The organism is Fructilactobacillus sp. X2R5C2, assembly GCF_059901375.1.
Genome location: NZ_JBWXUX010000002.1, coordinates 217,961 through 241,280, shown reverse-complemented (window position 1 = coordinate 241,280; position 23,320 = coordinate 217,961). Strand labels below are relative to the sequence as shown.

22 protein-coding genes and 1 other RNA gene are annotated in these 23,320 nt (G+C 36.7%); 15 read left to right on the top strand and 8 right to left on the bottom strand.

Annotation, left to right across the window (positions count from 1 at the left end):
- The first annotated feature begins 9 nt into the window (after positions 1-9).
- From AC6UD2_RS03760 to rplS, 7 genes are all read left to right on the top strand, one after another.
- On the top strand, positions 10-351 hold the full coding sequence (locus AC6UD2_RS03760) for a putative DNA-binding protein (RefSeq protein WP_010021503.1): 342 nt from the start codon (positions 10-12) through the stop codon (positions 349-351).
- Between the two features lie 10 nt (positions 352-361).
- On the top strand, positions 362-1,807 hold the full coding sequence (ffh, locus tag AC6UD2_RS03755; RefSeq protein WP_500698071.1) for a signal recognition particle protein: 1,446 nt from the start codon (positions 362-364) through the stop codon (positions 1,805-1,807).
- A gap of 89 nt (positions 1,808-1,896) precedes the next feature.
- Positions 1,897-2,175, top strand: a complete 279-nt coding sequence (gene rpsP / locus AC6UD2_RS03750; RefSeq protein WP_010021500.1) for a 30S ribosomal protein S16 — start codon at positions 1,897-1,899, stop codon at positions 2,173-2,175.
- Positions 2,176-2,185: 10 nt separating this feature from the next.
- Entirely contained in the window at positions 2,186-2,434 is a 249-nt protein-coding gene (locus tag AC6UD2_RS03745) for a KH domain-containing protein (protein WP_010021498.1), read from the top strand.
- A 55-nt stretch (positions 2,435-2,489) separates the two neighbouring features.
- Positions 2,490-3,005: a ribosome maturation factor RimM gene (gene rimM, locus AC6UD2_RS03740; RefSeq protein WP_500698070.1), complete on the top strand. Its 516-nt coding sequence runs from the start codon at positions 2,490-2,492 to the stop codon at positions 3,003-3,005.
- 2 nt (positions 3,006-3,007) lie between these two features.
- Entirely contained in the window at positions 3,008-3,760 is a 753-nt protein-coding gene (gene trmD / locus AC6UD2_RS03735) for a tRNA (guanosine(37)-N1)-methyltransferase TrmD (protein WP_500698069.1), read from the top strand.
- Between the two features lie 107 nt (positions 3,761-3,867).
- On the top strand, positions 3,868-4,227 hold the full coding sequence (rplS, locus tag AC6UD2_RS03730; protein WP_039143984.1) for a 50S ribosomal protein L19: 360 nt from the start codon (positions 3,868-3,870) through the stop codon (positions 4,225-4,227).
- Between the two features lie 53 nt (positions 4,228-4,280).
- On the opposite strand, the gene yjeM is transcribed toward rplS, so the two are convergent.
- Positions 4,281-5,792, bottom strand: a complete 1,512-nt coding sequence (gene yjeM / locus AC6UD2_RS03725) for a glutamate/gamma-aminobutyrate family transporter YjeM (RefSeq protein WP_500698068.1) — start codon at positions 5,790-5,792, stop codon at positions 4,281-4,283.
- 57 nt (positions 5,793-5,849) lie between these two features.
- A complete protein-coding gene (locus tag AC6UD2_RS03720; protein ID WP_500698067.1) occupies positions 5,850-7,280 on the bottom strand; it encodes a C69 family dipeptidase in 1,431 nt (476 codons plus the stop codon).
- A gap of 136 nt (positions 7,281-7,416) precedes the next feature.
- Between AC6UD2_RS03720 and glpK the strand changes: the two genes are divergently transcribed.
- Together glpK and AC6UD2_RS03710 are read left to right on the top strand one after the other, a co-directional pair.
- Positions 7,417-8,916, top strand: coding sequence for a glycerol kinase GlpK (gene glpK / locus AC6UD2_RS03715; protein ID WP_500698066.1), 1,500 nt, complete (start codon positions 7,417-7,419; stop codon positions 8,914-8,916).
- Between the two features lie 11 nt (positions 8,917-8,927).
- Positions 8,928-10,271 carry an RsmF rRNA methyltransferase first C-terminal domain-containing protein gene (locus AC6UD2_RS03710; RefSeq protein WP_500698065.1) on the top strand — a complete coding sequence of 448 codons (1,344 nt, stop codon included), beginning with the start codon at positions 8,928-8,930 and terminating at the stop codon, positions 10,269-10,271.
- A 26-nt stretch (positions 10,272-10,297) separates the two neighbouring features.
- Here AC6UD2_RS03710 and fni read toward each other — a convergent pair whose 3' ends face one another.
- Genes fni through mvk form a run of 4 tightly spaced genes read right to left on the bottom strand, consistent with a single transcriptional unit; the run spans position 10,298 to position 14,357 of the window.
- Positions 10,298-11,323 (bottom strand): type 2 isopentenyl-diphosphate Delta-isomerase, encoded by a 1,026-nt coding sequence (gene fni, locus AC6UD2_RS03705; RefSeq protein ID WP_500698064.1) that lies wholly within the window; start codon positions 11,321-11,323, stop codon positions 10,298-10,300.
- 9 nt (positions 11,324-11,332) lie between these two features.
- Entirely contained in the window at positions 11,333-12,400 is a 1,068-nt protein-coding gene (locus AC6UD2_RS03700) for a phosphomevalonate kinase (RefSeq protein WP_039143995.1), read from the bottom strand.
- Positions 12,401-12,417: 17 nt separating this feature from the next.
- Positions 12,418-13,413 carry a diphosphomevalonate decarboxylase gene (gene mvaD, locus AC6UD2_RS03695; protein WP_500698063.1) on the bottom strand — a complete coding sequence of 332 codons (996 nt, stop codon included), beginning with the start codon at positions 13,411-13,413 and terminating at the stop codon, positions 12,418-12,420.
- An 11-nt stretch (positions 13,414-13,424) separates the two neighbouring features.
- Complete coding sequence (gene mvk, locus AC6UD2_RS03690; RefSeq protein WP_500698062.1) at positions 13,425-14,357, bottom strand: mevalonate kinase; 933 nt, start codon at positions 14,355-14,357, stop codon at positions 13,425-13,427.
- Between the two features lie 163 nt (positions 14,358-14,520).
- On the opposite strand from mvk, the gene AC6UD2_RS03685 reads away from it, so the two are divergent.
- From AC6UD2_RS03685 to AC6UD2_RS03675, 3 genes are all read left to right on the top strand, one after another.
- Positions 14,521-17,334, top strand: coding sequence for a helicase C-terminal domain-containing protein (locus AC6UD2_RS03685; RefSeq protein WP_500698061.1), 2,814 nt, complete (start codon positions 14,521-14,523; stop codon positions 17,332-17,334).
- A gap of 116 nt (positions 17,335-17,450) precedes the next feature.
- Positions 17,451-17,903, top strand: a complete 453-nt coding sequence (locus AC6UD2_RS03680) for a cell wall elongation regulator TseB-like domain-containing protein (RefSeq protein ID WP_156112344.1) — start codon at positions 17,451-17,453, stop codon at positions 17,901-17,903.
- A gap of 26 nt (positions 17,904-17,929) precedes the next feature.
- A complete protein-coding gene (locus AC6UD2_RS03675; protein WP_500698060.1) occupies positions 17,930-18,640 on the top strand; it encodes a DnaD domain protein in 711 nt (236 codons plus the stop codon).
- A 161-nt stretch (positions 18,641-18,801) separates the two neighbouring features.
- On the opposite strand, the gene AC6UD2_RS03670 is transcribed toward AC6UD2_RS03675, so the two are convergent.
- Positions 18,802-21,105: a PBP1A family penicillin-binding protein gene (locus tag AC6UD2_RS03670; RefSeq protein WP_500698059.1), complete on the bottom strand. Its 2,304-nt coding sequence runs from the start codon at positions 21,103-21,105 to the stop codon at positions 18,802-18,804.
- Positions 21,106-21,117: 12 nt separating this feature from the next.
- Complete coding sequence (gene recU / locus AC6UD2_RS03665) at positions 21,118-21,741, bottom strand: Holliday junction resolvase RecU (RefSeq protein WP_500698058.1); 624 nt, start codon at positions 21,739-21,741, stop codon at positions 21,118-21,120.
- A 107-nt stretch (positions 21,742-21,848) separates the two neighbouring features.
- On the opposite strand from recU, the gene AC6UD2_RS03660 reads away from it, so the two are divergent.
- The 3 genes from AC6UD2_RS03660 (at position 21,849) to rnpB (ending at position 23,299) form a co-directional block, all read left to right on the top strand.
- Complete coding sequence (locus AC6UD2_RS03660) at positions 21,849-22,412, top strand: SLOG family protein (RefSeq protein WP_500698057.1); 564 nt, start codon at positions 21,849-21,851, stop codon at positions 22,410-22,412.
- 54 nt (positions 22,413-22,466) lie between these two features.
- Complete coding sequence (gpsB, locus tag AC6UD2_RS03655) at positions 22,467-22,907, top strand: cell division regulator GpsB (RefSeq protein ID WP_500698056.1); 441 nt, start codon at positions 22,467-22,469, stop codon at positions 22,905-22,907.
- Between the two features lie 12 nt (positions 22,908-22,919).
- Positions 22,920-23,299, top strand: an RNA gene (gene rnpB, locus AC6UD2_RS03650) — RNase P RNA component class B.
- Positions 23,300-23,320 lie beyond the last annotated feature (21 nt).

Here is a 23,320-nt window from a genome sequence, read left to right as displayed (position 1 = left end):
TGAAATGCAATGGACATTAAAAAGAATAATCGAATTAATGCTTTGTACGATTTTTATGGCGAATTATTAACTAAAAAGCAAGCTGAATACATTCAAGAGTATTATGCCGATGATTTTTCATTAGGTGAAATTTCCGAAAACTTCGATATTAGTCGTCAGGCAGTTTATGATAATATTAAGAGAACGGAACAAATTTTAGAAGATTACGAAAGTAAAATGCATTTGTACCAGTTATTTGTATTACGCAATCAGCAAACCGATGAAATCAGAGATTATGTAAGAAAAAATTATCCAAATGATACGGAACTAAATGAATTAGTGGATCACTTAGAAATTACGGAAGAAAATTAGGGGTGAAAAAATGGCTTTTGAAGGTTTAACCGATCGATTACAGAAAGCTTTTAAAAACTTAAGAGGAAAGGGCAAAATTAGTGAGTCGGATTTACGTGAAACCATGCGTGAAATCCGACTGGCTTTACTTGAGGCTGATGTTAACTTTAAAGTGGTTCGGCAATTTGTTAAAACAGTTCAAGAAAAGGCTAAGGGAGCTGACGTTCTGGAAGGATTAAATCCTGCTCAGCAAATTGTTAAAATTGTTAACGATGAGTTAACTAATATGATGGGAGAGTCGGCCACCCCCCTAGTTAAGTCGGATAAAATTCCAACCGTTATTATGATGGTTGGACTACAAGGGGCAGGTAAGACGACATCAGCTGGTAAGCTTGCAAAAAAGCTTAAAACTGATGACCATGCTCGTCCATTGATGATTGCAGCTGATGTTTATCGGCCAGCTGCGATTGAACAATTAGAAAAAGTTGGAGAACAAGTAGGTGTTCCGGTATTTCAAGAGGGAACCGATGTTGATCCAGTTCAAATTGTTCAAGATGGATTAAAGGAAGCCGACAAAAACAATAACGATTATGTTTTAATCGATACTGCCGGCCGTCTTCAAATTGATGAGAATTTAATGGATGAGTTGAAAAACATCAAAAAAGTTGCCAACCCTAATGATATCCTTTTGGTTGTGGATGCGATGACTGGTCAAAACGCGGTTGATACCGCGGTTGGTTTTAATGATGCTTTGGATATTACTGGTGTTATTCTGACCAAATTAGATGGTGATACTCGTGGTGGTGCTGCTTTATCAATTCGAGCTGTTACCGATAAGCCCATTATGTTTGTTGGTCAAGGTGAAAAGCTAGATGACTTGGATGTCTTTCATCCAGATCGAATGGCTTCGCGAATTTTGGGGATGGGGGATATGCTTTCCTTCATCGAAAAAACTCAAAAAGAATATGACGAAAATCAAGCTAAAGAATTAACTGAAAAAATTAAAGAGAATTCTTTTGATTTCGATGATTTCATTGATCAATTGGAACAAATCCAAAAGATGGGTCCCATTCAAGATCTAGTCAAAATGATTCCAGGAATGGCAAATAACCCGGCTTTAAAGAACTTAAATGTTAATCCTAAAGATCTTGATCATATTAAAGCGATTATTTACTCGATGACTAGTGAAGAACGTTCCAATCCAGATGTCTTAAATCCTTCGCGACGACGTCGTATTGCCCGTGGTTCTGCTCAGCCTATTCAACAAGTTAATCGACTTATAAAACAGTTCGATCAAATGAAGAAAATGATGAATAAGGTTTCAAATGGAAATATGTCTGAATTATCTAATATGATGAATTCTGCCGGAATGGGTGGCGGAATGACTGGAAAATTATCTAATCTTGCTATGAAGCGAATGGGTAGAAAAATCAAGAAAAATAAGAAGAAAAGACGTAAAAACAAGAAACGTCATTAATTTGGTGCTGTAAAGAAAAAAACCTTTACATCATTAATAATTATTGTTAATATTAGTAATTGTTAAGATAATTAATAGGAGGTGTATTTATGTCATTAAAAATTAGATTAAGAAGAATGGGTTCAAAGAAGCGTCCATTTTACCGTATTGTGGTTGCAGACTCACGTAGTCCTCGTGATGGTCGTTTTATTGAAAACGTTGGTACTTACAATCCATTAACTGAACCCGACCAAGTAACATTAAAAGAAGAATCAATCATGGACTGGTTAGAAAAAGGTGCTAAGCCTTCTGATACTGTTCGTAATATCTTGTCAGATGCAGGCCTTATGAAACAATTACATGATGCTAAATTAGCAGCTAAGAAATAAGTGATTGACCATGGTTAATTTTGATAATTTAATTAAAACAATCGTTAAACCATTAGTTAAATATCCTGATGATATTAGTATTTCTCATCAAGATACTGATCAGTTTAGCGAATATATACTGTCAACCAATCCCAATGATGTGGGCCGAATTATTGGTAAAAAAGGTCGTGTAGCTCAGACCATTCGAACAATAATTTATAGTGTGCACGTTAATGATGGAAAACGAATTAAACTCGTTATTGATGATGGCAAAGACTAACTCTTAGATAAAACTCGTTTTTATTTAAGAGTTTTTTTATAGAAATAGGTGAATTATGGAATACTTAGAAATTGGTCGACTTGTTAACACTCAAGGCATCAAGGGTGAAGTGCGAGTACAACCCAATACTGATTTTATTGATGAGCGTTTTAAGGTAGGTAACCATGTTTTTGCTTTTCCGAAAAATGGTAACATGGAAGAACTTGAAATTGATGGTGTAAGGAATCATAAGGGATTTATTCTGTTGCACTTTAAAGGCCGAGATTCCATTAATGATGTTGAATACTTAAAACCTGCAATACTTAAAATTGATGCTAACCAAAGAAAGACCTCTGATTTAAAACCTGGTGAGTATTTTTATCAGCAAATCATTGGATTAGACGTTGTCGATGAAAGCGGTAATCAAGTTGGTGTGATCAAAGACATTATGGATATGCCAGCAAATGATGTTTGGGTAGTTGATCGAAAAGACAAGGACGACCTTTTGTTACCAAAGATTGATTCAGTCGTAAAGAAAGTTGATATTCCTAATCATAAAGTGATTGTGGAATTAATGGAAGGAATGGAATAAAGATGAAGATCGATATATTAAGTCTTTTTCCAGAGATCTTGAAGGGACCATTGAGTGAATCAATTATTGGGAAGGCAGTCGAAAATAAAATTGTAAACATTGATATTACTAATTTTCGGGACTTTTCCACTAACAAACATCATAATGTTGATGATACACCGTTTGGTGGGGGAGCCGGGATGTTACTCAAACCGCAACCCATGCTGGATGCTTTTGCTCATACCCAACAAGTTTCAGTAGAGCAAGGTTATCCAACTGGACGGGTAATTTTAACCGATCCAGCTGGAAAGAGGTTTGAAGAATCAGATGCAGTTGATTTGGCTAAAGAAGATCATTTGACATTTTTGTGTGGTCACTATGAAGGATTTGATGAACGAATTAAATCAGTTGTGACGGATGAATATTCAATTGGAGATTTTGTTTTAACGGGTGGTGAATTACCCGCCTTAGTAATGATTGATGCTACTGTAAGATTGATTAAGGGAGTCCTTGGAAATCAGGAATCTGCTCCTGATGATTCTTTTTCCACGGGATTACTAGAATATCCCCAATATACGCGACCGGCCGATTTCAGAGGATCAGAGGTTCCACCAGTTTTGACGAGTGGTGACCATCAAAAAATTGCTGACTGGCGTCAAAAGGAATCTTTACGAAAAACGTACTTACGCCGACCTGATTTAATTGATTATGATAAGCTTTCTAAGAAACAAAAAGAATTACTAGCGGACGTTAAGATTGAAGAAGAAAAGAAATAGGTATTGAGTTTAATTATCAATGTGTTATAATTTTAAATGGTCTGATGACTAAATAAAACGGTACTCCGCTGTCGAGAAGATAAGAATGCTAGTTAGGAGAAATGATTATGCGTCAAAACAAATTGATTGATAAGATTAATAGTGATCAACTGCGTTCAGATATTCCTGAATTTCGTGTTGGTGATACTGTAACGGTTTCCGTAAAGGTTGTCGAAGGTAGTAACGAACGAATTCAGAGATTTACTGGTGTTGTAATTAAACGCCACGGTTCAGGCATTCAAGCTACGTACACCGTAAGAAGAATTGCCAGTGGTGTTGGGGTTGAAAGAATCTTCCCATTACATTCACCAAGAGTTGCTAAGATCGATGTTGTTAGACATGGTGCCGTTCGTCGTGCTAAGTTATACTACTTGCGTGATCGTTCTGGTAAGGCTGCTCGTATTAAAGAAGCAAGTCGTAAACATTAATTTTAAACAAAAAAAAGAGTTCGCATTGCGAACTCTTTTTTTGTTATCTATTATTATTTTTTAGCAACTTTCTTACTATGACGACTATTATACTCATACATGATCCAGCCAACGAGTGCAAATGCAATTGGTCCAGCAATGGTCCAAAAGGCCGTAGTGTAATCGTGAATCAAGATTGGCTGAACGGCTGTAAAGCCAATCCCTAATACTAAGACGATTAGAATGATGGCAACCATGATATTAGTAACAATTCGATTCTTATAGAAAACAAATGGACGTGGAACGTTCTTTAGTTTCTTAAAGAATGGGAAAGCACCAACTAGGAACAAGTATGGGAAAGTAGTTGAGATATTAGCCATGTCGGTCAAAATTAAGTAAAATTGTTGTGCGTTATTTCCACTGAATGAAATTACAAAGATAACGGCCACCACGACAAAGGCTTGAATCCACATTGCAAAACCTGGCATCCCATGTTTGTTTAGTTGAACAACTTTCTTTGGCCATAAATCAGGATTAGATCCCTCAATGAAGGATTTAATTGGTGAGTAAATGAGGACAAAGAAAGAACCTAAGTACGGAATAAACATTCCTAAACCAGCAACTCGAGCCATGAAACGACCAAATTCCATAGCCGATCCGGCAGAAAATCCGAATGTTTTAGCGAAAACATAACCAAGGTTATTCATTAAGACATAGGTAATGTTTCCTAAATTAACTGAACTTTTTCCAACGACTGAATGCCAGTTAGCGGTAATACCGACTAAGAAGATTGAGCCAGAGTAGATGACGGCCATGATAATAGCGGCAATAATTACTCCACGTGGGAAAGTTTTAGTGGGATTCTTAACCTTATCAACGACTCCACCAATTGACTCCATTCCACCGTAAGCAAAGATTGCATAAACAACGAATGACATAATGGCAATCGGTGTTACAAATAATGGGTTAGGGGATTGAATAAAACTCTTTGCACCATTAACTGGTTCAGCTAATTGTCCTTTATTTAGAAACCAGACAATCACGGATAGAATTGCAAAGATCAACGGGAGGGCAATTGATAAAACCCCACCAATATTGGCAATCTTAGCAATTGAATCAAACCCATGAGTAGCACAAAGGGTAATGATCAAAATCCAAGCCATTCCTAGAATTCCAATGGTTTGCATTGGGGTAAAGATTCCAAATAAATGCCAAGTTTGGGTTTTGTCAGTTCCAAAGATAATGTTAGAGAATGGAATCCAAACTTTAGATGAAGTGGAAATCATCCAAATAATCCATGATGATAACCAAATAAAAGTTCCAATAAAAGCTAAACGTTCACCAATTGATTCCTTCAACCAGGAATAAATTCCACCTTTAGCACTACTGAAAGTGGAACCGTACTCGGCAAACATTAATGAAACTGGTAAGAAAAATACTAGTGCTCCAAATATGTACCAGATAATACTGGCATAGCCCATTTGATCATAAGCTACAGTCGTATTACCGAAGCCAAATATCGCAGTGAGTATCATTAAAACTAAAGACATCAAGCCTAATTTATTCTGCTTTTTCCCTTTAGACATAAAGTCACTCTCCTTGATCTAATTTATGAAAATACTAATTGAGTATACTCTCTTTTACTACAGATTTAAATCCTGATGATAGTTTAGAGGGGAGAAGTCGGTTGAATTAGTAATTAGATCTTGACCAAGGTTTTTGAAACTGCGCATTGCTAGTTTAGCCGATTTGGTACTAGCTTCATTAGCTAACTGACTTAATTCAGAAGAATTTAAACTACTTGCTTCTGTGTCAGTTTGTTTCAGAATTTGCTCGTATTGTTCAATTAGAGTTTGTTGCACTTCCTTCAACTTGTCACCAAATTCAAGATAGTGGGGATCAACTAAAATGCCTACTAGCTTAAAAATCCAGTAAGCTGATTTGGGATCAAAATCTCTTTTAACATGATACTTGTAAGCTTCTGGAGTATCAGTGATTCCTTCAAGAAATGGGACATAAGTACTTTGTGCTGCTACTCCCATTGCTAGCCAGTGGATACCACCGATTTCAATTGGCAGATTTGGTTTAATTTGAAGGACGTGTGATTCTTGGGTCTTAGCGAGGCTAACCGGACGGAATTTAGTCCGATCAGCTTCGTCGCCGGCACCGAGTGGATCGAATTGGGTTCCTTGATAGTGTGAACTAAGAAGGTTTTGGGCATCTAATTCTGAAATTAAGGTTTCGCTTTTTCTAGTAAAAGGCATGTTCTGAGACGTAGGATCTTGTTTAACAGCAGGGTTAAACATTCTTTGCCCGTACCAGACACGTGGAGTGTTGTAGTAGGTATCAGAAAGATCATGAGTCCCAAAAATGTGACGGAAATTAAAGCCAGAACGATCTGGATTTAATCGATTAGATGAGACAAAATCGTAAATTTGAGGGGACCACATGAAGTAATCGTCATTATTAAAATCTACTTCTTCAATGGCCATTTGATTAGCAACCACCGCATAATGGTCATCCGGAATTCGTTCGGCAACCCATTGATGCCCAGATCCGATTTCTAAATACCAAACTTCATCTTTATCAGAAAAAAGGACCCCATTGTTTTCGCTGGCACCGTATTTTTCAATGATATTACCCAAACGACTTACTGCTTCTCGAGCCGAATGTACATAAGGAAGAACAACGGTGACCATGGCTTCTTCACCAATTCCGTCCTTTACAAGTGGATCATAACCTAAAACGCGTGGGTTAGCATAGGTGCTCTCGGTGGCACTCATGGCAACGCCATATTCATTAATTCCATCTTCTTCGAATAAACCTTCTTTGTCAGTCCATTCTGGCGTTGCGGTGTACTTTCCTCTAACCTTTGGTAATGGCATCTTAAAACCGTTATCAGTGGATTTGAATTCTTGGTTATCACGATATTCATGGTGTTCATGAACCACGAATCGTTTTGGCCAGGATGCTTTGGCATCCTCATTTCGACCAATTAAAGTGCTTCCATCGACCGTGGCATTTTTACCAACTAAAATGCTGGTACATGCTGAATATTCGTTAAAATGTATCATTTCAATTGCCTCCTATTAAATCACATATGATTATCCTACCATATTGCCTTACGTAGTTATAATTTGACGTTTGGTGTGAGAAAATACTTAATGTATAATTATATTATAGGTTTTAAAAGAAGAACGAGGGTAAAATATGAGTAACAAACAGTACATAATGTCAATTGATGAAGGTACCACCTCGGCTCGAGCTATCTTGTTTGGCCATGATGGACAAATCGTGGCAAAAGCTCAAAAAGAATTTAAGCAATATTTTCCACAGCCAGGGTGGGTCGAGCAAGACCCAATTGAGATTTGGAATGCGGTTGAATCGGTTATTTCAGAAGTGTTGATTAATTCTGGGATTCCACCATACAAAGTGCGAAGTATTGGTATTACCAATCAACGTGAGACGACCGTAGTGTGGGATAAACGAAGTGGCAAGCCCATCTATAATGCAATTGTTTGGCAATCAAAACAAACCAATCAACTTGCGGATCGATTAAAAGCTGATGGTTATGCTGATCTTATCCATCAAAAAACTGGTTTAATTGTTGATTCATATTTTTCGGGAACCAAGATTAGGTGGATTTTAGATCATGTTAAAGATGCTCAAAAACGTGCCGAAAATGGGGAGCTGTTGTTTGGGACCATTGATTCGTGGCTTTTATGGAAATTAACCGGTGGAACGGTGCACGCTACGGATTACACTAATGCTAGTCGGACCATGATTTTTAATATTAATTCCCTGAAGTGGGATGATGAATTACTTAAGGTTCTCAACATCCCCAAATCCATGTTGCCAAGAGTTGAGTCATCATCACATTTGTTTGGCTACACCAAGGGTTATTCATTTCTAGGTGTCCAGATCCCCATTGCTGGGATTGCCGGTGATCAGCAAGCTTCGTTGTTTGGTCAATTAGCTTTAGAGTCTGGGATGACCAAAAATACGTATGGAACTGGTGCTTTTATTATGATGAATACCGGTAAATCACCAAAGTTTTCTTCCAATGGGCTCCTAACCACTATCGCTTATGGGATTAATGGTAAGGTGAAATATGCCCTAGAGGGTAGTATCTTTGTTGCAGGTTCGGCCATTCAGTGGTTAAGGGATGAAATGGGATTGATTAGTTCAGTTAAAGCATCTGAAAGAATGGCATTTGATGACCAGACCAATAACGGAGTTTACGTCGTGCCTGCCTTTACTGGTTTAGGAGCGCCATACTGGGATCAGGAAACTAGGGGTTCTATTTTTGGTTTGACCTCAACTACCACTAATAATCAGATTGTTCGAGCTACGATTGAATCGCTTGGTTTTCAAACGAAAGATGTTTTAGATACCATGGTAGCTGAGACTAAAATTCCGATTAAATCATTAGTGGTTGACGGGGGAGCTGCTCAAAATAATTATTTAATGCAGTTTCAAGCTAACATTTTAAATGATCAAATTGAGCGATCGTTAATTTCAGAAACAACGGCTCAGGGAGCCGCATACTTAGCTGGATTAGCGGTTGGCTTTTGGAAAAGTATTGATGAAATTAAAGCAACTAAACACGTAGGAACCTTTTTTGAACCACAGATGGATCAAGGGAAGCGTGTTGAATTATATCGTGGGTGGAAAATGGCAGTTCAAGCTGCTAGGAAATTTAAAGAATAGGGAATTTAATTATGCAATTACCGGAAGATTTTAAAAGTAAATATCATGATCTTTTAGGGGACGATTATCAATCCTTTATTGATTCGTTTGACGATGATTCTTATAATGCCTTTCGGACCAATCCGTTAAAACCCAGAGCAGACGTTCATTTAGATCGATCACACCCAATTGCTTATACGGAAAATGGTTATTATGGCAAGGTAAGTGGAAAGACCGTTGAGCATCAAAGTGGTTATGTCTATAGTCAAGAGCCGTCTGCTATGTACGTTGCTGAGGTGGTTAACCCTACTCCTGGTGATAGGGTTTTAGATTTATGTGCTGCTCCAGGTGGCAAATCAACTCATTTAGCAGGGTTAATGCAAAACAAAGGATTACTTGTTTCAAATGAAATTGAACGTGGTAGAGCTAAAGTATTAGTTGAGAATCTAGAGCGATTTGGAGTTTTTGATCCATTAATTTTAAACGAAGACCCAAAGACGCTTTCGAAACATTTTCCCAGGTACTTTGATAAGATTTTGATTGATGCGCCGTGTTCTGGTGAAGGAATGTTCAGAAAAAATCATGAAGCCACTAAGTATTGGTCAAAAGATTATCCACGGGAATGTGCCATAAGGCAGAAAGAAATCGTTGCTGAAGCAATTAAGATGTTGAAACCAGGAGGCCAACTAATATATTCGACCTGCACTTTTGCACCCGAAGAAGATGAGCAAATTATTGCGTGGATCTTAGATAACTATGACTTTAAGACTTTACCTATTAAAAAATATGATGGAATGGTTTCGGGAAAGCCAGAATGGGCTGATGGTAATGAAGCATTAAAAAATACCATTCGATTATTTCCTCATCTCTTTAAGGGTGACGGACATTTTATTGCTAAGCTTCAGAGTCTAAGTAGTGGTAAGTCGAAAAAGATTAAACATCAAACCGGAAATGCATCAACCGAAGTCCGACGAGAATGGGAAGAATTTTGTAAGCGTAATTTTCAAAATGACTTTTATCCTCATCATTTATTAGAATTTGGGAAAATGCTCTACTCATTTAATCCTGAGATTCCTAATCTTAATGGATTAAAGGTTATGCGTCCTGGGACACCCCTTGGAATGATCAAGAAAAATCGAATTGAGCCTGCGTATGCTTTGGCACTTGTAATTAATCCTCATGATGTTAAAAATGTAATTGAAATTGATGATAATCAATGGGACAGGTATGTTCATGGAGATACCATTACGGTTGATGCGAAACTCAAGAAGGGATGGTACTTGATTCAGTGTCGTTCAATGAATATTGGCTTTGGAAAAGTTGTCAATGGAACATTAAAGAATTTTTTCCCCAAAGGATTAAGATTTAAAGTTTAAAAAAACTACCCAAGATTGGGTAGTTTTTATTTTCGTTGTTTTAAGTAATTTTGTAATTCTAGGCTATGAACTGATTCTCGTTTTCTTAATTCGTTGATGTTGTGAGCACCTAATGCCGTTAGGATTGTTTTAATTCCGATGATCCAGTCGTTGATCATTTCAATCGTGGCATCTTCACCGTCATTAATTAATTTAACCAGGATTTGACTAGCAATTCCTACTGCATCAGCACCTAAATATAGTGACTTGACGATCTCCATTGGATTAGTGATTCCACCAGTAGCAATGATATTCATCTTTGGTACTTTTTGGGCTTCGAAGAGTGACTCGACCGTTGTTAATCCCCAATCATTAAAATAGTCCATTTCTTTTTTATGACGTCGAAAGTTTTCAATTTGAGCGAAGTTAGTTCCACCACGACCACCAACGTTAATATATCTGATTCCTAGATTATATAATGAATGAATGGTAGTCGAACTCATGCCAAAGCCAACTTCCTTAATAATGACCGGAATTGAGATTTGCTTCTTAATGTCAGATAGGTGGGTGAGCCAATTAAACGACCTGGATCCTTCAGGCATAATCAGTTCTTGCACCGAATTAACGTGAATTTCTAATGCATCTGCGTGCAGAATGTTAATTGCCCTTTGAGCTTGGCTCACACTCGCATCCGCACCAATATTAGCAAAAATTAATCCTTGGGGATTTTGTTTGCGAATGATTGAAAACGTTTCGGTTAGTTGTGGTTCTCTTAGAGCCACACTTTCAGATCCAGATGCCATTGCAATCCCACATTTTTTGGAAATAGATGCCAGCTTAGAATTAAGCTTTTTGGTATATTCACTTCCACCGGTCATCGCTTCAATGTAAAAGGGAATTGAAAGTGACAAATCTCCCACGGTGGTAGAAATATCAACATCATCGATCGCCATTTCAGGGAAGGTGACTGGGATGAAGTGCACTTGGTCAAATCCTGCTAAAGAATTTGAGTGGTGAAACTTTTTGGCAATGGATACGTGTTCATCTTTTCGATGCGACTGTTGACTAGTCATTGTTTTCTCCTAATTATTGTGAATTTTAAGGTCGAGTAACTTAATGCCGTGCTTGTTCCAGTCACGAATGAGGTCCTCAATATTGTCGTCTTTATCAATGATGACAATTCCACAATCACCACCGCCAGCTCCTGATGTTTTTGCTGCCCCACCAAAATGATCTGCGATATCGATTAGTTCTTTGAGCTTGGGAGTTTCAATTTCAACGTTGGCAAATTCGCCCAACTTTAAAAGGAGGGTCCGGTTAATTTCAATGTTCTTTTGAATCATCTTGAGGTCTGATGATTTAAAGCCCTTCACAATGTTTAGAACACATTCTTTACTTAGACGAAGAAAATCGGTATAGAGTTCTGAATTTCGGGCCTTTTTGAGTTCGACACGATCAACTAAATTTGAAGTGGACGCGGGACAGCCAGACCATCCAATTAATAGCTGCAAATTAGACGGTGCAGTGAGGGGAATAATTTTTAGATTAGGCCACTTTAAGTTGATTAGTTCTACTAAATCAACATCTTGACGGGCATTAGCGAGCCATTGACGGTCAAAAGAATGATATGCGATCCATCCACCAAAGACACTGGCAGCTACATCGCCTAAAGAACCATTTCCTTGAACTTCAAAGTGAGCAATGGCTGCTAGTTTAAACAATTGCATGGTTGTAAGATCAATATCATAGAATTCACAGAGAGCTTTTACCGTAGCAACGGTCACAGCCGCTGATGATCCCAATCCATATTTGCGACCATCAGAACTATCTAGTTCGCTATTTACGATGATGTCGTAGGTTTTTAAATTTTTGTTTAGTGTTTCAACGTATTCTTCGGTAACTTTAATAGCTGAAATGATGTATTGAAAGGGGTTATCACGATTATCAAAAACCATTCGATGACCTAATCGTTTCCAATGCAACATATTTTCATCATATTGCTTGGAATAGATGCTTCCAAAGTCTGAACTTTCTTTAATGCTAACTCTGACAAAACGATCGCATGCTGCGATGATTGCGGGATGTCCAGTTTCAACTACAGCATATTCACCAGCTATATATAGTTTGCCTGGTGCTTTTGCGGAAATCATGTGATTAATTACTCCCTTTAATTTAAATATTCGATCCCAGGACCAGGAACGGTTGCTACTACGTTAGATTGTCCAAATGCCGTTTTAAATTTTCTAATGACTTTTTTTAGATTATCGTGTTGAACTAAAACTTTTACATTTGGACCGGCATCAATGGTGAAGTAACAATTAATCCCTTCATTTCTAAGTTCATGAACAAGTTGTATTGCTTTAAGTGTATCTCCATTAAAATATGTAAATGATGGATCGGAACTAAAGGTAAGAGCATGCATTTTCATCGCATTTTCTTCAGCAGTATGTCCCATTAGATCGAAATCATGGTTGCTAATGGCCCTTTTCATGGTGATCAGATCACGACTTGTAACCTGTTTAAAAGCTTGGTAGTAGGGGGAGGTTGCTTTAGAAATTTTCATACCTCTCCGACTAGAAATTTTCTTTTCGTGACGATTAGTAATAACTGCCACTAAATTAACGTCCCAATCAACGTTTTCTTCAATTGGTTTTGCAAAGGAAGTTTGATCATTATTTCCCTTTTCCCATTCAACGAATCCTCCAAAAATGGAACGTGTCGCTGAACCAGATCCACGCCGTGCTAATCTGGAAAGGTCTTTTCTTGAAAGATCTAATCCAATGGCTTTGCTTGATGCTGCGGCTAAAGCGGCAAACCCTGAAGCGGAGGATGCCAGTCCAGCGGCAGTAGGGATGTTATTTTGGGTTTTAACGTGAGCAAAAATGTTTTGCTGTGCTTTTTGTCTGACAATGTTGAGAAAGTTAATCATTTTCTGGCTTTCTGCTTTGTTCATCAAATGATTGTTAAAGACAATTTCATCTGCCGTTAAATCTTTATCAAAACGAACTTCAGTATCAGTATAAAAATCTTTTAATGTCAATGAGAGACTGTTATCTTCGGGTATAATAAGTTGCTCATCAGCTTTTCCCCAGTATTTGATTAGTGCAATATTAGTATGAGCACGAGCCTTTTGGGTTCTATTTATATTAGTATTGTCGGACATAACAAATCTCCTTACTTCATTTCGTTTAATGATTGGACCCAAACTCCGTGCGCACCATTTTGTTTAAGAGCGGTCTTAATTTGTTCGGTTGTAGTTGTGGATGCTGAGAGGGCGATAATACATCCCCCTAGTCCACTTCCGGTTAGCTTGGCTCCCAGTGCCCCAGCCTGATTAGCTGCATTTACTAGGGTATTAATCTCAACCGAACTGACGCCAAGTTTGGTAAGATCATCTTGTGCTAAATTCATTAACTTACCAGTTTGTTCTAGTTGATTGGATTGCAATGAATTTTTGGCGGATTCAACTAAATTGCCGAGGTCGTCAATTAATTCACTTGTACTTTGAAAATGACGATCCATTTCATCTCTTACCATGGCAACGGCCGTGGATGTATTACTAGATACCCCAGTATCCGCGATGATAAGTTGGCCCCGCGTTGAAACAGGGAAGTCATAGAATTGGCCTTTTTCAAATAAGATGGGTTTAATAGAACTAACCGTCTTGGCGTCAATGCCACTGGGATTGCCATGGGTGATCTTTTCTTCCACATCAGTAAAACTTTTGAGTTGTTTTTGACTGATGGGTTGTTTAAAGAAGTTAAAGAAGGCTCTGGTTACGGCACTAGCAGTGGCCGCCGATGAGCCCATTCCTCTTCCAAGAGGGATCTCACTATCAATTTCGATATCAATTGGATCGTTGTTACGGTTTAAGAGCTTGTTAAGTTGGTTAATAAGTGTCTGTAGACCGTTCATTGAAGATGGCAACGTACTAATTGGACCACTATAGTACTTACTATTTAATTGGTTATGGCCGTCAGAACTGATGATAGCTTTGGCCTTGATTTGAGGCACAGGAAAAACAATCGCAGGCTTTTGATAGACCGCACTATGTTCCCCTAGAAAAATTATCTTTGCATGACTCAACCCAGTTGCAGTCGTGTTCATATCTCAATCGCTCACTTTCCAAACATACCTATTTTATCATAATTTATTGAATGACCAATATCTTTTGGAATACTTTACTAATGATTAAATATTGGTTTATATAAAAATTAAGATAAATGTAGTAATATTATAGTGAAGTTAGTTTTAAAGGTAGGTGATACTTGTGCCCAAGAATACAAAATATGCAGTAGTCGATATGGAAACAACCGGAACGGATGTTTCAAGTGGTGACCAAATCATTCAATTTAGTTGTACTTTTGTTCAAGGTGGGCAAGTTATCGATTCCTATTCAACTTATGTTAATAATGGTGAAGCCATTCCCAAAGATATTACTCATTTAACCGGGATTAATTCGCAAACTATTAAAGGGGCACCGACTTTTGATCAGGTTGCTGCCCATATCTATAAGATTTTAAGTGGTACCGTTTTTGTTGCTCATAACGTTAACTTTGATTTTCCCTTTTTAAATGCTGAATTAGAAAGAGTTGGATACCCAGAATTAAATATTAAGGCAATTGATACCGTTACCCTGAGTCAGATTTTCTTTCCGGAATTAAACGGTTATCGTTTAAAAGATCTGAGTCATCATTTTGGTATCTCGCATACTCATCCACATTCTTCTAAGAGTGATGCTGATGCTACGGCTCATTTACTTCTAACGATTATGAATAAGATTGAAAAGTTACCGTTAATCACGGTGCAAAGTATACTCAAAGTTAATCCTGATCTTCCGCGGGATACCGTAGAATTTATTGCTGATCGAGAGCAAATGAAACGAGAACATTTGAGTAATTTGGCTTCTCAGTATGTAGTAGTAAATGGCATTGCATTAAAAAATCAGACAGCATCTTATTCTATTTCAGAACATAACTTAACCAAATATCCCAAAACCAAGAAGCAAAAAGAGAAACAATTTAGTGGTAAGTTAGATTGGCGTAGCTCACAGAGTAAAATGATGAACCTTATTTATAATAATTATCATGAAAGTGAAAAGCCAACCTATAATTTATTAATAGAAGCTCCCACAGGCAGTGGAAAGACGTTGGGTTACCTGGTACCCATGTCGTATCTAATTAATGATGGAGAACAACTGGTTGTTAGTACATCCACTAATGGATTACAAGAACAGTTGTACGCTACCATAAAAGATCAATTAGAGCCCTTACTGAATACTAGTTTTGACGTTGCTCTTTTAAAGGGGGTTAATCATTACATTAATCTGGAACGTTTTAGTAAAACCCTCCAATTTCATGATAAATCTAAGCAATCTCAATTTATGAAGGCTAGAATTTTAGTTTGGCTGACTGAGACGAGTACGGGTGATTTAGATGAGCTCAATCTTCCTAATGAGGTTCCATTTATTGATCAGATTAATTATCAAAGTTCGCACGTGGCGAATGGAAAGAATAATTCGTTTCGGGATGCTGACTTTTTAGCAGCTCAGTTTAAGCGAGTGGAACATGCTGATATTGTTTTGGTTAATCATAACTATCTGTTTGAAAATGGTCAGCAGCTAAGTGATCATATGAATTCCAAACCGTACTTAGTGGTTGATGAAGCTCATAAGTTAGCTGATATTGCTTTCTCATCACAGGAAAAGTTAGTTAAGTTTAATGTATTGAAGAAAAACATTGGAAGAGTTAAGAATGATTTATTTCAAACTCATGGACTTAACCTGAACGAAATTTTTTCTGACGATATTGATGAATTAAACCGACTCAACAGACTTGATTCACAGTTAGATGCTGTTTTTGATACGAACCAATTGGTATTACAGGATTTCAGAACAGAATTTATGAAACCAGTTGAGACTAGACGTGCGGAGATGGCTATTTCTGCCCAAAACTTATTGAAGTTTATTCAGTCTCATCAGGGTCAAATTAAGCATTTGACTAGTATTAATCTCAAATTAAAAAAATTTATTAATGCTTTTAAGACATTAATTCAGAAAGAAAAGAATCGATGGACCATTTCTGATAAGGCACTCATTGAGAAGTTTGAACGTCATTTGCTTACCATCATTGATTATATTGATGGAATTGACGTGGATAAAATTAAGCAGAAGGTTAGTGAGAAATCACATTTTTATTGGATTCATTATACCGAAGATTTAGATCCTAACCATGTAATATTGCTAACTGGTGATTTTGATTCCAAAAGCAAATTAAAAGAAAATGTTTATCAGTATTTTCAACCGATTATTTTTACTGGGTCGACTTTATTTACATCGAAAAAATCACAATATATTTTTGATCAATTAGATTTGAATCGGTCTGATACCAGGATGAAGCGATTAAAGTCGTCTTTTGATTATGCTAACCAGGCTGAAATGATGATTTCACAGACGACCCCAATGCCACCCAATGGAGAAAATGATGAATACATTGCTTATTTAGCTAATTCGATTTGGAAACTTATTAGTGCTAATTCAGTTCCGACGTTAGTTTTATTTAATTCACTTGATATTTTGAAGAAAGTTTATGATAGATTAAGTCAGAGTAATAATGGTAAGTTTATGATTCAGGCAGCTGGGGTTTCTGGTAGTCAAGAAAAAATTGTTAAACGATTTGAATCTGTAAAAGATTCAGTTCCTGTCATTTTAGGGGCTAATGGCTACTTTGAAGGTGTTAATTTTCCTGATAATTTATTGAAACAACTTATCATTACCAGAATTCCATTTGATTCTCCTAATAATCCGGTGGTTTCGAGTCGAGCTAAGTTTCTTAAGGGTCAAAATAAAAATCCATTTTATAATTTCGATTTACCGGAAGCTATCATTAAGACTAAACAAGGCGTTGGCCGTTTAATTAGAAGTGCAACGGATTATGGTGTGATTAATTTTCTTGACAGCCGCTTAATTGATAAGCGTTATGGGAAGCAAATTATTGATGCTCTTCCGCAAGGATTACCAATTAAAACTGGTTCCATTTCAGAGATCGTTAAAGATGGTCAAGATTTCTTTAAAGAAAGAAATTAATTAACTAATCGATTAGTAAAGTTTGCTATAATGGGGCATGTAAAAGCTAGTAAAAGAGGAATATCATGTACAGAGAACAATTAAAACGAAAAAAAACTCATCGAATGCGATGGATAATGATTACAATTATTGTTCTAATTGTAGTTGGAATTATCCTTTTCTTTCATGCTGCCAAAGCTCCACTATTACATGCACGATCTCACGTTACTACGGTAGCCGAAAATAGTGCTGGTTTTCATAACATTAATCATTTCTATTCTTCTAATTTAAACCAAACATACTATTCAGTTGGCGGATATGATAAACAAAACCAGTATGCTTACGCTATTTTGCCTAAGAACGGTAAGAGCATGCAAGTTGTTACGCAAAAGAATGGAATTAACCAACAAGAAGCTGAGCGTGCTGCTCAAAAGATTGGGAAAGCCACTAAGATTATTAATACGGGCCTGGCAATCTATCAAAATAAGCCAGCTTGGGTGGTTTCTTATTGGAATCAGAATAAACGGTTAAATTATGTAACTGTTGATTATAAAACAGGAAAAATTGTTCAAACCATCAATAATTTGTAGTGATCGATCATTATAGGAGGAATAACATGAGTGAAAATTTAGAACGTTATTTGGACTATGGATCGATTAGTGTGTCAGGTTTTTTATTACAACACTTTGCTGAATTAGGTATGAATCCCTCAGAATTAGTGATCTTTTTGGAGTTAGTTTTGGCTCGCTCACAAGGGAATCTTTTTCCAAGTGCCAAAAAGTTATCGCAAGCAACTGGGATTAGTGAAAATGATATTTATAATTTGTTGCATCAGTTGGTTTCTAAGAATATTATTAGTATTTCTAGCACTAAGTCTGGTGAAGATGAGTATAAATTTAATTTGTTGAACAGTAAGATTGATAAGCTAATTGATTCAAAGACTAATATCAAAACAGGTAACCGATCACAACAAGAACGAAATAAGCAAAATAATACAGTTAAAGAACGTAAGGGACTCTTTAAAAAAATTCAAGAAGAATTTGGGCGACCATTGTCTTCCATTGAACTTGAAATGGTCAATCAATGGATTGATCAAGATCATTATTCACCGGATATTATTGAATTGGCGCTGAAAGAGTCGGTTTTAAGTCAGGTATATAGTTTAAAATATATGGATCGAATCTTGTTGAATTGGCAACATCAAAATATTAAGACGGCTGCTCAAGTGCAGCAGGCAAATGAGCGCCGACAAAAGGGAATAGAAAGTAAGCATAAGCGAAAGTCTAATCAGAATATACCTATTTTTAAGATTGATAATCAAAGATAACAAGTAAAAAAGGAACCAAACTTCAAAGTTTGGTTCCTTTTTTGTTTAAGCGAGGGTAAATATTAGTAAAAAGTTAAAAGTTACTTTAACTTAATAAAACAAAAACAAAAAAAGACTCAAACCATCGAAACGGCGAGTCTTAATCAGTTATTCATTTAAAATTATTGGCTAGATGACGAACTAGCGTTTTGGTTATTATCATTACTTGTAGCAGTGGTTGAATTGGTACTACTCTGATTATTCTCACTAGAAGACGATTCAGAAGAGGACTGATTATTAGGTTCCTCAACTTTAGAACTTGATCCAGATGAGGTTTGACTTGAACTACTTGAATTGCTATCAGATGATGAACTACTTGAATTCTTTGAACTTGATGAGTTGGAAACTACCGAACGATTTTTGGAAGCTTGTCCAGACTGACTAGCGTTATTATTAGCTGATACTGCAGTTCCCATGTGTCCTTCAATATAGTACTCATTTACACCATCGCGCCTTGTCTCAACCACATTATCTGGCTTCTGCCAATCAATATTAGGTTGTCCAACAGAGGCTTGAGACATCATTTCCTTATAGTAGGTTTGTGCAATTCTGGTTTGTTGTTCTGAAATATAATTTCCTGGTTTAAATTGATGGTCATATCCAGTCCAAATTGAAAGGGACAAGTTCTTAGTGTATCCAGTAAACCATGAGTCCATGGAAGCTTGATTTGGAACTCGCTTAATCCAATCATCAGGGTATTGTGTCGTTCCAGTCTTTCCAGCTTCATAAAGTCCAGGGATTTTAGCAGCAGTTCCTGATCCATTTGCAGATGTCATAACTCCTTTAAGCATGTCATTCATCATAAAGGCAGTATCTTGTGACATTGCACGATGTCCCTTGGAACTAAACTTCTTTTCAGCTCCGTTAACATTGACCACTTTATTAATAAGGTATGGCTTGTAGTAGGTACCACCATTAGCAAAGGCAGCATAAGCAGCTGCTTCTTGTTCTGAAGAAATATATGCACCAATCCCGTTCTGAAGCTCAAGGGGTTTATCGAATGTCATACCTAATCCAGACAAGAAATCTTGGGATCTTTGAATTCCAACTTGTTGTAAAGTTCTGATCGCAGGAATATTACGTGATTCAACTAGTGCCTTTCTCATGGTAATAGTTCCTTCATGTTTATTGTCAAAATCTTGTAATTCTTTGTTGGTTCCAGGATAAGTAAATGGTGTATCTTGAACTGCTTGATAGGTTGGCCACTTCAAATACTCAATGGCTGGACCATAATCCATTAATGGCTTCATGGTTGAACCACTTGACCGATCGGTTTGAACAGCTCGATTCAAACCAAATGCAATTTTTTGTTTTCGTGAACCTAGCATTGAAACAACTTTACCATTGTTAGAATTAACCATAGTTGCACCAATTTGGAAATTGTTGTTAGGGAATTGAACTGGGGAAGTCGGATTATTAGCTAAATTGTACATTTGCTTTTGATCATCCATGTTTAAATTGGTATAAACTTTGTTACCAGCATTTAGTTTGTAACCCTTTTGATCTAATTCTTGGACAACTTGCTGAATATAAGCGTCAGCATATTTTTCATTCTTCATATCTGGAGAAGAGTTTGTTGTGTGCTTCTTCGCTAAGCCATCTGTAATACTTGTTTGTTCAGCTTGATTGGCTTGTTCTCTAGTAATCACTTTATTACTAGCCATAGCTTCCAAAACTTGGTTACGACGATCAGTAGCAAGTTTAGGATTCGTGTATGGATTATATTGCACAGGAGCTTGAGGGAGACCAGCCAGGAAGGCAGTCTGAGAAAGATTGATTTTGTTTAATGGCTTATTAAAGTAAAAATCAGAAGCAGTCTGCATTCCATAGGCATTATTACCCATATATACTTTATTGATATAAAATTCTAGAATTTGTTGTTTACTGTAATCATGATCTACCTTAACAGCTAACCATGCTTCCTGAGCTTTACGTTTGATTGTTTGATCAGATGCTTTAGTAGAAAATACTGATAATTTAACTAGTTGTTGCGTTAAAGTACTCCCACCTTGAAGGCCACCGTTACCACGAATATTTGAGAAGGCGGCTTCAACAATTCTAGCTGGATCAACTCCATGATCTTTGTAGAAATGTCGATCTTCAATTGAAATAATTGCATTCTTTAAATTATCAGGAATTTGATCCTGCTTTACATAGTCTCGATTTTGAGCGCCTAAACGTGAAATGACCTTTCCCTTTGAATCATAAATCGTTGTTGAATTATCACTTGAAAGGGTATTATAGGATATTTTCGGTGCACTTGAAGCGTAATAGGTAAAAAGCCCAGCCCCAAAAATCACCATGGCAACAATGATGGCTAAAATCCATAAAATAATTTTTTTCCATAACTTCATTTTTTTCTTTTGGGGTTCCTTACGATGCTGAAACTTTTGCACCCTGGACGCATTTTCATTTGAATCGGCCATTAGATATCTCCTTTATATGTTGTTCCTGTCATCGATAATATGATCAACTGCACTGAGGTATGGAATCAGTGGTTGAAATTGATACTTAATTTGGTATGCGTTATCTTGTAATTCGCTTTTAGAAATTGATTTTCTGCCACCATTATTTTGCTGATCCCAATAATAAAATAAATTTGGTCCCGCTAAGACAAAAAGCTCATTACTTTTAACAAATTTTATCATTGCAAATGTAATTCCACCTAGTTGAGTACATTTCCTCATGTGTTCAATTTGATGCTTATGAAAATTACTAAGGGGAAAAGATGTATTACTAGTAGTTTCCTTGGCATCAAAGTCAATGTACTTACCACGATAAACTCCATTGTAATCAGTAGTGGAAGCATGTTGAAAATATGCTTCTTTAATTACAGCGGCACTTCGCTTGGGGTAATCAACATTAACAATTTGAATTGGAGTTGGTTTTTTATGTACAACCGCAATATCTTCATCTAAATAGTATTCATTACTTTGGTTTAATTCTGCTTCAAGTGACATCCCACGATCTCCATAATTAATGGAGGAATTCTTCGAAAGATTAAGTTGTTTTGATTTGTTGGTATTCTTGAAAGAACTACCATTTGGATAGTGGAAATTCATTTTATGGCCTCAATCCATTATATTAGATCAATCATGTTAACATATACGTAATATATTATAGCAATAGTAAGTAATTTGTAGAAATAAATATTGAAGGGTGACAAGAAATGAGTCGCGTTTGGGTATCAGGATATCGAAGTTATGAACTAGGAATATTTCAAAATGATGATCCAAAACTAAAAATTATCAAGCAAGCATTATCAGATCAGCTTTCTCAATTAATTGAGAGTGGATGTGATTGGATTATTACTGGGGGTCAACTTGGCATTGAACAGTGGACAGTTGATGTTGCTAAAGAATTAAAGCAAAAATATCCCCATGAGTTCCAGTTAGCAGTAATGCTACCATTTAAAAAGTTTGGGTCAAATTGGAATGAAGATAATCAAGCAAAATTGCATCAAACCATTACCAAATCAGACTTTTCTGATTCAGTAAGTAACCATCCATATGATTCACCCAAACAATTAAAAAATTATCAACGATTTATGTTAACACACACGGATCAAGCTTTATTGGTGTATGATCCAGAAAATGAAGGTAAAACTAAGTATGATTATCAGGCAATTCAACAATTTCAACAAACCCATGCCTATCCATTGCAGCTAATTGATTTTGATCAGTTACAAGATATTGCGGATGATTACGAACGCAATTTAAATGATGACTTTTAGTTTTAATTCTGTTAAAATATAAGTATGCGGAAATGATTGGTGAGGTGTGCATTAATGGAAAATATTAATTTTACTCCAAAACAAATTCTACAAAAAGAATTTAAGCAGAAAATGCGGGGATATGATCCTGCAGAAGTTGATACTTTTTTAGATAGTATCATTAAAGACTATGAAACTTTTCAACGTGAGATTGATCAATTAGATCAAGAAAATCAAGATCTTAAGTTAAAAGTTGATGAGTTAACACGCCAAGTATCAATGGGTTCTGGTGCACAGAGTACACAACGTCCTGTGGAACGTCCAAGCTCTCAAAAGCAACGTGCACCTGAAGAAACAAATAATGAGCCGGCTAAACAAGAAGAAGCACCTAAAGCACAACCTTCAAGTCAGCCGGCTCAAAGTCAGAATCCTACTGACATGGATATCTTAAAACGTTTATCTAGTCTGGAACGCCGTGTTTACGGTGAGGATTCAGATAATTCCAATAGATTTTAAATACTTGGTACAGGTCCTGAGTAATCGCGGTCAATGAATGTTGGCTGAGGAAAGTCCACTCTCGCACAAGCTGAGATGCTTGTAGTGTTCGTGCTCGGTGAAAAAATAAGCCGAGGAATCATTAAGTTGATTACGGCGGAAGAACGAGCTAAGGTTATTGTTACTATGCTTTAGTATTTCATAAAGTGCCACAGAAACGACTAATTTGAGAAATCAAATTATTGGAACGCAGTAAACCCCGCGAGCGGGAAACCCAAACTTTGGTAGGGGAGCTTCACACACGGAAATTGAACCAAGTGTGGGGGAAGAACATTATGTTCTTGAGATAGATGATTACTACTTAATCACTTTGTCCTGAAGTTGTGGTTAAGCACAAAACATGGCTTACAGGGGCCTGTACCGTTTTTCAGGTT